Below are 15167 nucleotides of genomic sequence, written 5' to 3' on the forward strand. Positions count from 1 at the left end.
CGACACCGAGGTGTGAAGCTGGTCGCAGGGCCTTGGGAGCGCAATCCACCCGTGTCACGCTTTGAGGTGTTCAGCTCCACGACCCGGGGACCTCTTCGAGGCCTCGAGGGAAGGACGGTCGACAAAGATGTCTGCCACCGAAAAGGACTCCGGTGAACTCGCCGCTCCGTACGGGACCGGCGCCGCACCCCAGGCCACACCTGGGAGGAAAGTCCGCGTACACCACCTTCGCGAGATGAAGGACCGCGGCGAAACCTGGCCGATGCTCACCGCCTACGACATGTACACGGCCGCGTTGTTCGACGAGGTCGGCATTCCCGTGCTGCTCGTCGGCGACTCCGCGGCCAACAACGTCTTCGGCTATGACACGTCACTGCCGGTGACCGTGGACGAACTGCTCCCCCTGTGCCGCGCGGTGACTCGCTCGGTGAAGCGGGCGCTGGTCGTGGCCGACCTGCCGTTCGGCTCGTATCAGCTTTCGCCCCAGCAGGCGCTGGAGACGTCGGTGCGGTTCATGAAGGAAGGCCGCGCGCACGCGGTGAAGCTCGAAGGTGGCCGGAAGTTCGCGCCGCACGTCGAGGCACTGACTTCGGCCGGCGTCCCTGTGATGGGACATATCGGATTCACCCCACAGAGTGAACACAATCTGGGCGGCTACCGAGTTCAAGGACGCGGCGAAGCGGCCGAAGCGCTGCTCGCCGACGCACTGGCTCTCGAGGAGGCAGGCGCCTTCTCGGTCGTCATGGAGATGGTGCCCGCCGAAGCCGCGAAGCGGATCACGCACGAACTGAAGATCCCGACCGTCGGCATCGGCGCCGGTCCCGACTGCGACGCGCAGGTGCTCGTCTGGCAGGACATGGCCGGACTCCGGACAGGCAAGACTCCGCGGTTCGTCAAGCAGTACGCCGATCTCGCGGGCGTTCTGTCCGGCGCTGCGGCGGCGTTCGCGGAAGACGTGCGGCGCGGCGAGTTCCCGGCCGCGGAGCACTCCTTCCACGACTGACCCACACCCGACCTGCAGAAAGAGAGCAAGGGACCTTTGCTATCGCCCGCTCCTGAAGGGCGGTAGCAAAGGTCCCTTGCTCTCATTTCCGGACGCCCCCTGCGTGCCAACCCTCCTTTAGTCGTTCACGTATATGAACTTCAATCATGTCCTTGACTAGCATTCGTAAAGAGGCTTAACGTCTAGCCCGTCGCCGCCACGACTGAGCTTCGATCCCTCGACGAGGAGGACCACGGATGCGTATTCGTGAGCGGGTTCTGGCCATCGCGACCGGTGCCGCCCTGCTGTCGACCCTAGCGGCGTACCCCGCGCAAGCCGCGACAGTCCGCGTAGGGACTTCGGCGGAACTGACGTCCGCACTCGCTTCGGTCACTCCAGGGACCATCATCGAACTCGCGGCCAACACGACCTTCACCGGCAACTTCAAAGCGGCGAAGAGCGGGACGTCCAGCAGCCGCATCACGCTGAGGGGTCCGCGAAGCGCCGTCATCAAGGCCTCGGCCGGCCGCACGCTGGAGCTGACCGGAAGCTACTGGAACCTGACCGGGTTCACCGTCACCGGCGGCCAGAAGGGCCTCATGGCCACCGGCGTCAAGAACACCGTCGTCGATGGCATCAAGGTCACCGGCGTCGGCCACGAAGGCATCCACTTCCAGTACACGAGCACCGACAACGTCGTGAAGAACTCCGAGGTGACCGACACCGGCCGCGAGTACGCGGGCTACGGCGAAGGCATCTACTTCGGTTCCGCGAAGAGCAACTGGCCCGGCGGCACGCCCGACCGGAGCGACCGCAACAAGGCGATCGGCAACAAGATCGGCCCGAACGTGCGAGCCGAGTCGATCGACATCAAGGAAGGCACCACCGGCGGCGAACTGCGCGGCAACGTCTTCGACGGGACCGGGCAGAGCGGCGAGCACTTCGCTGACAGCTGGGTGGACATGAAGGGCAACAACTACGTGGTCGCGGACAACCGGGGCAGCAAGGTCTTCGTGCACAACGCGACCTACGGCGGCTTCGAGGTCCATGTCCAGCTCGACGGCTGGGGCCGCGACAACACCTTCTCCGGCAACACCGCGGACGTGCAGTCCTCATACGCGTACGGCTTCTACCTCGTGAAGGCCGCTACGGGGAACAAGGTCTGCGCGAGCAACAAGGTGACCGGTGCCGGGAAGGGATTCGCGAACGTGACCGCCACGGCGGGCTGCTGACGCGACCGAGACCGGGGGCCCGCTCAGCCCGGCGGCGGGGGCGGGCCCCCACCCTCCGGACACTCGCCGATTCGGGCAGAGTGTCCCTATGGACGACCTGTATCCATCGATCCCGCCGCGCGCCGAAGGCATGCTCGACGTCGGCGACGGGCACCGGATCTACTGCCAAGAGGCGGGAAACCCGGACGGAAAACCGGTGGTCGTCCTGCACGGAGGCCCTGGTAGCGGCATCTCCCCCATGGCTCGGCGGCACTTCGACCCCGAGGCCTACCGGATCATCCTGTTCGACCAACGCGGCACCGGTAAGAGCACTCCGCATATCAGCAAGCCGGACGTCGACCTGTCGGTGAACACCCTCTGGCACCTCGTCTCGGACATGGAGAAGCTGCGCGAACGGCTGAATCTGGAGCAATGGCAGGTCTTCGGCGGCTCGTGGGGCGCGACACTCGCACTCGCCTACGCCGAAACCCACCCGAGCCGGGTCACCGAACTCATCCTCCGCGGCGTCTTCACCGTCCGCCGCAGCGAACTCGACTGGATCTACGGCGGCGGCGCGGCGAACCTCTTCCCGCGCGAGTGGGAGGCGTTTCTCGCCCCGATTCCCGAAGAACGTCGCGACGACCCGATGTCGGCCTACCGCGAACTGGTCTATCACCCCGATCAGGCGATCCGGGAGCGCGCGGCGATCGCTTGGAGTACCTGGGAAGGCGCGACAGTGTGCCTGCGCCCGGATCCGGCTTTCCACAACCAGTACGCGTCGCCCGACTTCGCCGTCACCTTCGCGCGGCTGGCTCTGCACTACTTCTGCCATGGGGCGTGGCTCGAGGACGGGCAGCTGATCGGGGAGGCCGGGAAGCTGTCGGGAATTCCTGGCGTGATCGTTCAGGGGCGGTACGACGCCGTGTGCCCGCCGGTGACGGCTTACGAACTGCATCAGGCTTGGCCGGACTCGAAGCTCGAGTTGGTGGAGGCGGCCGGCCACGCGGTGACGGACCCGGGGATGCTGGCCGCGATCCGGGCCGCGACGGACTCTTTCCGGCTTCGCTGACTCCGGCAGATGGCCGATGACAAGCCGGGTCCAGACCAATAACGTTCCTCTTGATCATCGTCCTTGGGGGGATCCGGGTGTCTTGATCGTCGTGTAGCACCATGCCGTGGCCGCGACGGTGCCGTTTTCGCGCCTCCACCCCGGCCCGCGCACGATTCCGCGACTTCTGGAGCTCTCTTCGTTCGAAGAAAGCAGGTTCTCATGCGTTCTTCGAACGTCCATCGCCGCCGCGACGGCAGTCTTGACCGCTCTCGGCGTCACGGCACCTGTCGCCGAAGCGGCACCCGTACTGCCATCCGGGTTCGTCTTGACCGACACGCCATCGGGGCAGCCGTCCGGCGAACTCACCGACGCGGCATATCTGCCCGATGGCAGTGTGCTGACCACGGGCAAGCGCGGCTCCGTGCGCTGGACCCCGAATGGCGGCCAGCCGAGCGAAGTCGCATCGATTCCCGTCTATACCGGCGGATCACTCGGCCTGACGAGTATCGCGGTGGCTCCGGATTACGCCACCAGCCGGACGATCTACACCACGCAAGCGGTATCGACCGGCAGCGGCGATCGTGTTCTCCGTGTCAGCAAATGGCATGCACAAGGTACCGAGGCACCCACCGGGCTCACCGGCGAATCGGTCGTCCTCGAATTCGCGGCGAATTCCGACCACAGAGGGATCCAGGACCTCGCGGTGGATCCGACGGGCAGGTCCCTCTGGATCGCGGTCGGCGACAACGCCACCGACGACATCGTCGATAATTTCGCACTGCGTGCGCTGGACCTGAACCAGCCGACCGGCAAGATCCTGCGAGTCGACCCGAGCGGACTCGGCGTCGCGGACAACCCCTTCTTCGACCCCACAGAGCGGGATTCCTGGCGAAGCCGCAACTATCTCAGCGGTCTGCACGATCCCCGCGTCACGCTCGACCCCCGTGGCGGAGTGATAGTCACGGACACCGGCCGGACGGCAAAAGACGAAGTGAACATCGCGTTCCCCGGCCAGAGCATGAAATGGCCCTGCTGGGAAGGGGCAGCGAAGACACCCGGGTACCGGGACCTGCCCGAATGCCGCAACGTCATGAACACCGCTCCACTGATCGAAACCACCCACGGTGACAACAGCTCCATCGTCGGCGGCGTCCGGTACGGCGGGCAGGCCTATCCCGAGTCGTACCGCGAAAGTCACTTCATGGCCGACAAAGGCGCGGGATCTCTGTCGACGCTCAGCTTCACGGATTCGGCACAAGTGATCAACTCACCCAAAGTCTTCGCCTCCGCATTGGGTAGCCCCGTCTCGATAACGACCGCCCGCAACGGGGACATCGTGGTGGCCGATGCGGAAACCTCAGCCCTGCGACGGCTGAGCTACCGGCCCGCCAACAAGGCCCCGGTCGCGGCCTTCAACGCCACCATCGATCCCTCCACTCGCACGGTTTCGTTCGACGCGAGTATGTCCACGGACCCCGACTTCGACGATCTCACCTATCAATGGGACTTCGGTGATGGCGAAACGGGCACCGGGCGCACGTCGGACCACACCTACAGACCCGGGTACACGGCGACCGCCACCCTGACCGTGAAAGACGTCCACGGCACGGTGGCGAGTTCGAGCCAGGCGATCACGCCGGGCAGTGCCGGCCCGGTGATCACGTTGCTCCCGCCTAACCCGGGCACGGTGTTCTCGTCGAGGGAAACGGTTTCGGTGTCCGCGGAATCGGACGATCCCGTTGATGGGCCGATCACCGTCATCTGGCGGGCGGAGCAGTTGCGCTGTCCCGCCGACAACAGCTGTACGACCACACTTGTGCGCCACGGCTCAGGCTCGACGGTCAAGCTGGACTTCCCGGAGGAGACCGACAGCAGGCTCGTGCTCACTGGGACCGTGACGAACAGCCGCAACGTCATAGCCGCTGCGAGATACGTCGCCCAGCCACGCCTCGCCCAGCTCACGGTCGTCGGCACACACCCCGCTCAGTTCACCGTCGAGCCGGATCGAACCGCCAACCGCTTGGTGACCGTCGGCTCGCCACTGAGGATCTCGGCGCCCACCACCGCACTGAACGGTGCGGCGTTCTGGCGGTGGGCGGATACACAGGGCACCGCCCGGCATCGGGAGATCCGGATGCCCGGCGCCGATCTCATGCTCCGCGCGGACTACCGGTCGCCCATCGAAAAGCGCTATGCCGACGAGCCGACCCTGCGCACCGCGCTAGGTGCAGCTGTGGGACGCGAGGTCATTGAAAGCCCCGGACATTGGCAGGCCTACGCCAACGGTCGTCTCTACTGGACCTCGCGAACTGACGTGACCGCTGTCCAAGGCCGGATCCATGAGAAATACCTCGCCCTTGGCGCACACGCCTTCCTCGGGGCTCCAAGCTCGGATGAGTACCCGGGCAAAGCGGGCAACGGCCGTTTCAACCATTTCGACGGCGGGCCGACCACTGGCGAGGGGACGATCTACTGGACGCCGGCTTCCGGTGCCGCAGCGATCTACGGCCCCATCCGCGACAAGTGGCTCGAGACCGGAGCGGAAGCCGGTGTTCTCGGCCACCCGACCACTGACCAGGCGTCGACGCCGGACCAGGTCGGCCGGTACAACCATTTCGTCAACTCGTCGATCTACTGGACGGCTCAGACCGGCGCGCATTTCGTCAAGGGCGCGATCCGGGAGAAGTGGGGGGCACTCGGCTGGGAGAGGTTCTTCGGCTACCCCACCACCGACGAAACCGGTACCCCGGACGGGGTGGGCAGGTTCAACCATTTCAGCGGAGTCGGCTCGATCTACTGGACGCCGTCGACCGGTGCCTACGAAGTCCATGGATGGATTCGTGACCGCTGGGCAGCGGTGGGCTGGGAAAACGGCGTCGGCTACCCCGTCACCGACGAGACGTGGACGCCGCAGGGAAGCGGCAAGTACAACCACTTCCGCAAGGGGAACGAGGAGCACTCGATCTACTGGCGGTTCGGCACGACCGCCGCGTTCGATGTGCGGGGCGCGATCCGGAATCGCTGGCGCCAACTCGGCTGGGAGACCTCGTATCTCGGTTTCCCGACCAGCGGCGAATACGATGTTCCAGGTGGCAAGCGCAGTGACTTCCAGAACGGCTACGTCGTCTTCACGTCTGCGACCGGGGCGGTAGTGGACCGTCGGTACTGAGTGAATCGAGGCGCCGGTGCGGCTTTCGGGCCGCACCGGCGCTTTTCTATAACCGACCACCAGAAGTCGTGTCGCCGGAAAGCCGTTGTGCCAGATAGACCGGGATCGTCGAAGCCAGGATCAGCACCGCCGCGACGACGTTGACGATCGGTGCCTGGTTGGGCCGGAACAGGTTGTTCAGGATCCAGATCGGCAGAGTTTCGAGCCCGGTCCCGAGGGTGAAGGTCGTGACGATGATTTCGTCGAACGACAGCGCGAACGCCAGCAGGCCGCCGGCCAGCAAAGCCGATCGCAGCATCGGGAACGTCACCAGCCGGAACGTCGTGAGTCCGTCGGCGCCGAGGTCCATCGACGCTTCTTCGAGGTTGCCGCCCATCCGCCGCAGGCGCGCGACGACGTTGTTGAACACCACCACGATGCAGAAGGTCGCGTGCGCGACGATGGCGGTGAACAGGCCGAGGTCGATGCCGAGGATCGTCCGGAAGGCGTTGTTCAAGGCGATACCGGTGACGATGCCGGGCAGCGCGATCGGCAGGATGATCAGTAGCGACACCTGGTTACGGCCGAAGAACCGGTACCGCTGCAGCGCGAAGGCCGCCATCGTGCCCAGCACCAAGGCAATCGCGGTCGCCGCGAGTCCTGCTTGGACGCTCGTTCCCAGTGCGTTCAGCGCGCCCTCGTTCTCCGCGGCCCGGGCCCACCATTCGAGGGTGAAACTCGACGGCGGCCAGCCGAAGGTGGTGTCCGCGTTGAAAGAATTGAGCAGCACCACCAGCAGCGGGAAGTAGATCACCGCGAGCCCGAGCACTAGTGCCGCGAGCAGCAGGTACTTGGTCGTCCTGGAAAGCCGCATCTCGCGCTCCTACAGGTTGTCCAGCGCGCCCGTGCGGCGCACGGCGGCGAGGTAGGCGAGCATGATCACCACGGGCACGGTGGCGACGGTCGCCGCGAACGGCAGGTTGTTGGCCGCGCCGATGTTGTCGTAGACGACGTTGCCGAGCATCTGCGAGGTACCGCCGACGATCTTCACCGCGATGTAGTCGCCCAAGGACAACGAAAACGTGAAGATCGACCCGGCGACGACGGCGGGGAAGGTCACCGGCAGCACGACCGAGCGGAACGTCCGGAACGGCCGGGCGCCGAGGTCGCCGGAAGCGTCCACCAGGGAATTGGGCAGCCGTTCCAGGCCCGCGTAGATCGGCAGGATCATGTACGGCAGCCACAGATACGACAGCGTGATCACGGTGGCGAGCACGCCGTAGCCGGGGGTGTCGAGGCCGAACGGGGTGAGCAGCCAGTGCAGGACTCCGTTGCCGGACAACATGGATCGCCACGCGTAGGCCTTCACCAGGTAGCTCGCCCACAACGGGGTCATCACGGCGATCACCAGGAGCCGTCGCGCTCTCGGTGACGCGAACTTCGCCATGTAGAACGCCATCGGGAAGGCGATGACGGCGGTGATCACGGTGACCAGCGCGGCGATTCCGACCGTCCGCAGCGTGATCGTGCGATAGACCGCGTCGCTGAACAGGGTCGCGAAGTTGTCCAGCGACCACTCGGTGACGACCTGGCCGGTGAAGACATCGGTGTGCCAGAACGCGGTCACGAACAACGCGCCCAGCGCGCCGAGGTAGGCGAGACCGAGCCACAGCATCGGCGCGGACAACAGCATTCCCAGCCGCAGCTGGGGTTTGCGGTACAGAAAGGCGGAAGCTTTCCGCCTCGGCGATTCGAGCGTGGTCGTCATCATCTCCGCCTACTGAGCGATGGGACCGGGAGCGGCCGGCGTTGGGGGGCGCCACCGGCCGCTCCCGGAGTTCAGGAGGATCAGCCCTTGATCTCGGTCCAGGCGCGCGTCCACTCGCCGTAGTCCTTGCACTTGACGTCGGTGCGACCGTCGAGGCACTGCGCGATCGGCGTCGTCCAATAGGCGATCTTCGCGGCGTAGGCGGCGTCACCGGCGTGGAAGGTGTCGCAGTGCGCCTTGTCCTTGGTTTCGGTGCACGCCTTGGGGTTCGAGGGCGACTCACCGAAGTACTCGGCGACCTGGGCGTTGGCCTTCGGGCTGACGATGTGGTTCAGCCACTTGTAGGAGCACGTCTTGTGCGGCGACTTCGCCGACACCATCCAGGTGTCCGACCAGCCGGTCGCGCCTTCGGACGGCAGCACCGAATCGACCGGCGCGCCCTCGCTCTTGGTCAGGTTCACCGTCACCTGCCAGGCGGTGCCGACGACGGCATCGCCGCTCTTGAGCGCCTGGCTCTCCTTGAGGTAGTCCGACCAGTACTCGCCGATCATCGGCCGCTGCTGCTTGAGCAGATTGACCGCGGCCTGGAACTGCTTGTCGTCCAGGGCATACGGGTTCTTGATGCCGAGTTCCGGCTTGTGCGTCCGCAGGTACAGGGCGGCGTCGGCGATGTAGATCGGCGAGTCGTAGGCGGAGATCTTGCCCTTGTACGGGCTGTTCGCGTCGAACATCACCGACCACGACGTCGGCGCCGGGGTCACCTTGTCGGTCCGCCAGGTGAGCAGGTTCGCGCCCCAGCCGTGCGGCACGCCGTAGGCCACGTTGTTCACGCTGTTCCACGGGCGGTTCTTGAGGAAGTCGAAGACGTCGGCGTAGTTCGGCACGAGCGCGGTGTTCACCGGTTCGACGTCGCCGGAGGCGATGAGCCGCAGCGAGGCGTCCCCGGAGGCGGAAATGACGTCGTACTGGCCGGTCTTCATCAGGCTCACGGCTTCGTCGGAGGTGCCGAACGCCTTGACGTTGACCTTGCAGCCGGACTCCTTCTCGAAGCCCGTGACCCAGTCGACGGCCGGGTCGTTCGAGCCGTTCTCCGCGTAGCCGGGCCAGGCCAGCACGTTGACTTCTCCCTCAGGCTGGCCGAGCTGCGCGAGCGCGTCGAGCTTCGGCGGCGTGAAGCCCTGCCCGCCGGGAGCGGCGGCGGTGGAGTTCGAACCGGAGGTGCCGCAGGCGGCCACGAGCAGGCCGGCGCCGAGCAGCCCGGCGAGCGCGAGTTTCCTGTTCTTCATTGAACAACCTTTCGGTGCGGGGACGGCTGACCGGCTTCGGGGACTCGGAAGTTGTGTTCGTGCCGCCAGCTCAGGCGGACGCGGCCGCCCGCGAAATCCGCGGGCTCGGCGGTGTTCTGCCGGACCACGGAGAGCTGGCCGCCGGCGTCGAGCGTGACCTCATAACGGACGGTGGCACCGGCGTAGACGGTGTTGGTGACGGTGCCCGTGGCGCTGGTCTCGCCGGCTTCCGCCGACTTCGAGAGATCGGCGTCGATGCGGATCTTTTCGGGACGGATGCTGAAGACGCCGGGCCTGCCGATGATGTTTTCGGCGCCGCTTCCGCTGAGCAGGTTCGAGGTGCCGACGAAACCGGCGACGAACGCCGACGCGGGCCGCTCGTACACCTCGACCGGCGAACCGACCTGTTCGATGCGGCCGGCGTTGAACACCGCGATGCGGTCGCTCATCGTCAGCGCCTCGTCCTGGTCGTGGGTGACGAAGATGAACGTGATGCCGACGTCGCGCTGGATCTGCTTGAGCTCGGTCTGCATGGTGTGGCGCAGTTTCAGGTCGAGCGCGCCGAGCGGCTCGTCGAGCAGCAACACCTTGGGGCGGTTGACCAGTGCGCGGGCGAGCGCGACCCGCTGGCGCTGGCCACCGGAGAGCTGGTCGGGTTTGCGCTCGCCGAACTCACCGAGCCGCACCGTTTCGAGTGCTTCCTTCGCGCGCTGACGACGTTCCGCCCGCGGAACGCGTTTCACCCGAAGGCCGTATTCGACGTTCTGGCGCACCGACATATGCGGGAAGAGCGCGTAGTCCTGGAAGACGGTGTTGACGTCACGGTCGAACGGGGCGAGGCGGCTGACGTCGCGGCCGTGCAGTTCGATCGTGCCCGCCGTCGGCAGTTCGAAGCCGGCGATCATGCGGAGCACGGTCGTCTTCCCGGAGCCGGACGGGCCGAGCATCGAGAAGAATTCGCCGGGCGGGATGTCGAGGTCGACGCCGTCGACCGCCTGGACCTGGCCGAACTCCTTGCGCAGCCCGCGGAGCCGGATGGCGGGACCCCCGTCGCCGGGCGAGGCGGTAGCAAAGGTCCCTTGCTCCCCCGCGGGCGCTTGATGCGGCATGGCGTGCCTTTCGGTGGTCGTCACAGCGCGCTCATCACGTGCTTGACGCGGGTGTAGTCCTCGAGGCCGTAGAGCGAGAGGTCCTTGCCGTAGCCGGATTTCTTGAAGCCGCCGTGCGGCATTTCGGCGACCAGCGGGATATGCGTGTTGATCCACACGCAGCCGAAATCGAGCTTCCCGGCCAGCCGCATCGCCCGCCGGTGATCGGTGGTCCACACCGAAGACGCGAGCGCGTAGTCGACACCATTGGCCGCCGTGAGCGCTTCTCCTTCTGAGCCGAAGCGCTGCACGGTGATGACCGGGCCGAATACCTCCTTCTGGCTGATCTCGTCGTCCTGCCGGACGCCGGAGATCACCGTCGGTTCATAGAAGTAACCCTCGTTCCCATTCCGTTCACCTCCACAGTGGACTGTCGCGTGTGCGGGGAGCCGGTCGACGAAACCGGCGACCCGTTCGAGCTGGGCGGCGTTGTTGAGCGGCCCGTAGGTGACCGACGTGTCGTCGGGTCTGCCGGTGGTGGTCGCCTCGGCCTGTCTGGTGAGCGCGGCGACGAAGGCGTCGTGGACCTCGTCGGCCACGAGCACCCGGGTCGCCGCGGTGCAGTCCTGGCCCGCGTTGAAATACCCCGCGGCGGCGATCCCCTCGGCGGCCGCTTCAATGTCGGCGTCGGCGAAGACCAGCACGGGGGCCTTGCCGCCGAGTTCGAGATGTACGCGCTTGACGTCTTTCGCCGCCGAACCGGCGACCTCGATCCCGGCACGGACGGAGCCGGTGATGGACACCATCGCGGGGATGTCGTGCTCGACGAGCGCCCGTCCGGTGTCGCGGTCGCCGCAGATCACGTTGAACACGCCCGGCGGCAGGAATTCGGCGCAGATCTCGGCGAGGAGCAGCGTCGAGGCGGGCGTGGTGTCGGCCGGTTTGAGCACGATGGTGTTGCCGGCCGCGAGTGCGGGAGCGATCTTCCAGACCGCCATGAGCAGCGGGTAGTTCCACGGCGTAACCTGCGCGCACACGCCGATCGGTTCTCGGCGGACGAAAGAGGTATGCCCTTCCATGTATTCGCCTGCCGACCGTCCTTCCAGGACACGCGCGGCGCCCGCGAAGAACCGCAACTGGTCGACGATCATCGGCAGTTCTTCGGCCGCGGTGAGCGCGATCGGCTTGCCGGTGTTCGCCGATTCGACGAGCACGAGGCCGTCGGCCCGCGCCTCGACGGCGTCGGCGATCTTCAGCAGCGCGAGCTGCCGCTGCGCCGGGGTCGTGTCGCGCCATTCCTCGAAGGCGGCGGCCGCGACCTTGAGCGCGCGGTCGACGTCCTCTCCTCCGGCGACGGCGGCGGTGCAGTACGGACGGCCGGTGACCGGATCGACGACGTCGGAGACCTTGCCCGACGCGGATCCGGCGTACTCACCGCCGATGAAGTGCTTCAACTGCTGCACGAGACCTCCAGGGGCCTGGGGGCGTGAGGCGATAGCAAAGGTCCCTTGCTCCCTTTTGGGGCGGCGAGAGAGCTAAAACATATAAGTCCATAGGTTAGATGACAAGACGATGGGGCAAGATTGGTTCCATCGGGTAGCGGTACGGGCGAAGGGCCACCATGCGTAAGGGGATGTCGCACAGCGCGCGATCAGCGATGTTCGCGCCGCTCGGCCAGATCGGCCGGGCGGAAGCGGTCACCGCGAGGCTGGTCGACGCCATCACGCTCGGCCTGCTGGCCGACTCCGAACAGCTGCCCAGCGAAGCCGAACTGGCCGCCCAGTTCGGCGTCTCCACCGTGACCGTTCGCGAAGCGCTCGTCGCCTTGCGGCAACAGGGCCTCGTCGAAACCCGGCGGGGCCGTGGCGGTGGAAGCTTCGTGAAGACGCCGGCGAACCCTTCGGCCGCTTCGTGGCGAGAGCGGCTTCGCACGGTTTCGCTGTCCGATCTGCGCGACGTCGGCGACCACTATCTGGCCATTGCCGGCGCCGCCGCCAAACTCGCCGCCGAGCGCACTTCGCCCGAGGACATCGAGCGGCTCGAGCTGGCGACCGAAGACATCCGCGTCGCCACCGGCACGGAGGCCTCCCGGGCGGAACGCCAATTCCACCTCGAGGTCGCCGCCGCCGCGCAGTCCCCGCGGCTGACCAGGGAAGAGGTGCAGCTGCAGAGCGAACGCGGCGGCCTGCTCTGGCTGCCGCTCGAACCGCACGGCACGCGGGAGAACGCCTACGCCGAACACCGTGCGATCACCGCCGCCATCGCACAGGGCGACGGCGAGCTGGCCAGAAAGCTCACCGAGGAGCACATCCTCGAGGCGATAGACCGGCTGGCGGACGTGCATTTAGACCTTCTGGCCCCTTAAGCTGCGGCATCCGCGCATCCGAGGTGAGCATTGTGAACGACACGCCGTCCGCCGGTTCCGAGGTCGTCGAACAGGTTTCCACCCTGGTCGAGGACGTCTTCGGCAGACTGAAGCCGGTACTGACCGGCGCCGAAGGGTTGCTGGCCGACGCCGTCACCACCGACGACCTGACCCGGCTCCGGCCGCAGGTCTTCGACGTCCTCGGCGGCCTGGTCGTCGGCGCCGGGTTCGTCAGCGCGCCGAATACCCTGGCCGACCAGGAATTCGGCTTCGAATGGTGGACCGACGCCGCGGGCGCCGATCCGGCCCAGCTGATCATCAGCCTCGACCCGGACAGCGACAACTTCCTCGACTACACCCGCCAGTCGTGGTTCACCGTGCCGCGCGACACCGGCCGCCGCCACATCAACGGCCCGTACGTCGACTACCTCTGCACCGACGAGTACACGCTGACCTTCACCGTCCCGGTCCAGCGGGGCGGGTCGTTCGCGGGTGTCGTCGGCGCGGACATCTACGTGCGCGAAGTCGAGCGCATGCTGCAGCCGAAGCTGCGCGCGCTCGGCGGCCGCGCGGCGCTGGTGAACGCGCAGGGCCGGGTAATCGTGTCGAACAACGCGCGGCAGGCGACCGGGTCGCTGGTGCGAGAAGTCGACGTACCGGCCTGGTGGTCGTCCGGCGCGGAGCCCGTCCGGACCGAGAACGGCACCGAACTCCGGCGGTGCGGCGACTCGCCGATCGCTTTGGTCAGGTCCGAGCGCTGACCTGCAGCGCGAGCCAGAATTCGGCGCGCACACCAGGGGAATCGAGGTCGCGGCCGGTCAGCTCGGCGACCTTGCGCATGCGATTGCGCAGGGTGTGCCGGTGCACGCCGAGCCGCGCCGACGCCAGATCCCAGTGACCGTGGTGTTCGAGCCAGCACGTCAGCGAAGCGACCAGTTCGCCCCGGCCGGTTTCGTCGTGCTGTCGCAAAGGCGCCAGCAGGCTGTCCGAAAACGCCTGCGCCGCTTGGGAATCGACCATTTCCAGGAACCCTCGCCCGGCATGGTCGGCGTAGCGGACGACCTGGGCCCGCTCGGACTTCGCCGCTTCCGCCGCCTGTCTCGCCTGGCGTAGTCCTACCGGAAAGTCCACTATGGACACCGGATCGGAGACCCCGGTATGCAGTCCACCGACCCGGAACGCCAGCCGGGTAACGGTCTCCACGGCTCCCAGCGCGATCACGAACGATCCCGACTCACCGAAGAACACCTTCTCCCCCAGTGCTTCCGCATCGAGCGCGTCGGTGAGCGCACGACGCGCTCCGGCGGGCCCGGCGACAGCCAGGACCGACCACGGTGCCTCCGGAACGCCACCCCACAAGGTCTTCATCGTCCTGACCGCGAGCTCGGTCCGGCCCGCCGCGAGCAGATCGCAGAGCCCCGACCTCAGCTGCCGCAGCGCGACGACATGCTCGCGATTCTGTTCCAGCGCAAGAGAAAGCAGCGACACCGCGGTGTTGACGATGTGCTGCTCCGCGGCGTCGAGAGACTCACGGGTGCCGACCACGAGCACGCCACGCGCGCGCGTGTCGAGCGTCTGCAGCACGACCTCGTACTCCCCCACCGCCGTCACCAGCGTGCCCGCACGCAAGCGGGCGAGGTCTTCTCGCACATCGTCGGCGGAGTGCCGGGCCGAGGCCGGCGAAGCCTCGGTGACAGCACCCGCGGAATCCAGCAGGAGCACCCAGCCGTCGATCAGCTTGGCCAGCTTGCGCACCACGCCACCCGGACCGCCCTTGCCGACAGCGGTCCGGGTCAGTTCCTGCTGCCCCTTGCCGGTGCGCACGAGCGAGGCGTACTCGTCGGCCGCGACGGCTCGGGAAACCGCCCGCGTGATCGCGATGAACGGCGTCTTCCTCGGCACTTCGAGTACCGGAAGCCCGACGTCCGCGGCAGTGTCCACAAGGGACTGCGGAATGGTGTCGTGGCTCAGCCCCACGCCGAATCCGAGCCCCGCCACGCCGGCGTCGACGAGTCTCCGGATGTAGCCGGGCGAGTTTTCCTCGTCGAGGGAGAGGCCGGTGGTCAGGAGCAGTTCGCCGCCTTCGAGGAAGGCCTGCGGGTCGGTCAGTTCCGTCGGGTGGACCCAGCCGATCGGCCGGTCCAGTTCGGCCTCGGCGGCACGCACGCGAAGGCCGAGCGACCGTTCGGCCGAGAGTGCGCGCAACGTCAGTGCCATGTTGTCCAATTCTACGCCCCGATATCGACAAGATGTCGAGCTGACTCGGAC

12 protein-coding genes are annotated in these 15167 nt (G+C 66.9%); 6 read left to right on the forward strand and 6 right to left on the reverse strand.

All coding sequences use genetic code 11. The features are described 5' to 3' along the window. Positions 1-127 precede the first annotated feature (127 nt). The 4 genes from panB (at position 128) to ACLJRL_RS39050 (ending at position 6413) form a co-directional block, all read left to right on the forward strand. Positions 128-1003: a 3-methyl-2-oxobutanoate hydroxymethyltransferase gene (panB, locus tag ACLJRL_RS39035; protein ID WP_410661438.1), complete on the forward strand. Its 876-nt coding sequence runs from the start codon at positions 128-130 to the stop codon at positions 1001-1003. Between the two features lie 236 nt (positions 1004-1239). Next, positions 1240-2214, forward strand: coding sequence for a hypothetical protein (locus ACLJRL_RS39040; RefSeq protein ID WP_410661439.1), 975 nt, complete (start codon positions 1240-1242; stop codon positions 2212-2214). 88 nt (positions 2215-2302) lie between these two features. Beyond that, positions 2303-3262, forward strand: coding sequence for a prolyl aminopeptidase (gene pip / locus ACLJRL_RS39045; protein WP_410661440.1), 960 nt, complete (start codon positions 2303-2305; stop codon positions 3260-3262). A gap of 307 nt (positions 3263-3569) precedes the next feature. Further along, positions 3570-6413: a PQQ-dependent sugar dehydrogenase gene (locus tag ACLJRL_RS39050; protein WP_410661441.1), complete on the forward strand. Its 2844-nt coding sequence runs from the start codon at positions 3570-3572 to the stop codon at positions 6411-6413. 46 nt (positions 6414-6459) lie between these two features. On the opposite strand, the gene ACLJRL_RS39055 is transcribed toward ACLJRL_RS39050, so the two are convergent. The 5 genes from ACLJRL_RS39055 to ACLJRL_RS39075 form a co-directional block, all read right to left on the reverse strand. Then, on the reverse strand, positions 6460-7266 hold the full coding sequence (locus ACLJRL_RS39055) for an ABC transporter permease (protein ID WP_410661442.1): 807 nt from the start codon (positions 7264-7266) through the stop codon (positions 6460-6462). Positions 7267-7275: 9 nt separating this feature from the next. Continuing rightward, positions 7276-8160 carry an ABC transporter permease gene (locus ACLJRL_RS39060; RefSeq protein WP_410661443.1) on the reverse strand — a complete coding sequence of 295 codons (885 nt, stop codon included), beginning with the start codon at positions 8158-8160 and terminating at the stop codon, positions 7276-7278. 80 nt (positions 8161-8240) lie between these two features. After that, positions 8241-9446 (reverse strand): ABC transporter substrate-binding protein, encoded by a 1206-nt coding sequence (locus ACLJRL_RS39065; protein ID WP_410661444.1) that lies wholly within the window; start codon positions 9444-9446, stop codon positions 8241-8243. Then, positions 9443-10555, reverse strand: coding sequence for an ABC transporter ATP-binding protein (locus tag ACLJRL_RS39070; RefSeq protein WP_410661499.1), 1113 nt, complete (start codon positions 10553-10555; stop codon positions 9443-9445). Before ACLJRL_RS39070 ends, ACLJRL_RS39065 begins: the two co-directional genes overlap by 4 nt. Before the next feature lie 20 nt (positions 10556-10575). After that, a complete protein-coding gene (locus tag ACLJRL_RS39075; RefSeq protein ID WP_410661445.1) occupies positions 10576-11997 on the reverse strand; it encodes a gamma-aminobutyraldehyde dehydrogenase in 1422 nt (473 codons plus the stop codon). A gap of 158 nt (positions 11998-12155) precedes the next feature. On the opposite strand from ACLJRL_RS39075, the gene ACLJRL_RS39080 reads away from it, so the two are divergent. Together ACLJRL_RS39080 and ACLJRL_RS39085 are read left to right on the forward strand one after the other, a co-directional pair. Continuing rightward, a complete protein-coding gene (locus ACLJRL_RS39080; RefSeq protein WP_410661446.1) occupies positions 12156-12899 on the forward strand; it encodes a FadR/GntR family transcriptional regulator in 744 nt (247 codons plus the stop codon). 32 nt (positions 12900-12931) lie between these two features. Further along, a complete protein-coding gene (locus tag ACLJRL_RS39085) occupies positions 12932-13660 on the forward strand; it encodes a hypothetical protein (protein ID WP_410661447.1) in 729 nt (242 codons plus the stop codon). Here the strand turns inward: ACLJRL_RS39085 and ACLJRL_RS39090 are convergent. Next, positions 13644-15116, reverse strand: coding sequence for a PucR family transcriptional regulator (locus tag ACLJRL_RS39090; RefSeq protein WP_410661448.1), 1473 nt, complete (start codon positions 15114-15116; stop codon positions 13644-13646). The two genes, ACLJRL_RS39085 and ACLJRL_RS39090, sit on opposite strands and share 17 nt — an antisense overlap. Between the last annotated feature and the right edge of the window lie 51 nt (positions 15117-15167).

Origin of the sequence: Amycolatopsis sp. lyj-112 (genome assembly GCF_046549055.1) — a bacterium.
Classification (GTDB): domain Bacteria; phylum Actinomycetota; class Actinomycetes; order Mycobacteriales; family Pseudonocardiaceae; genus Amycolatopsis.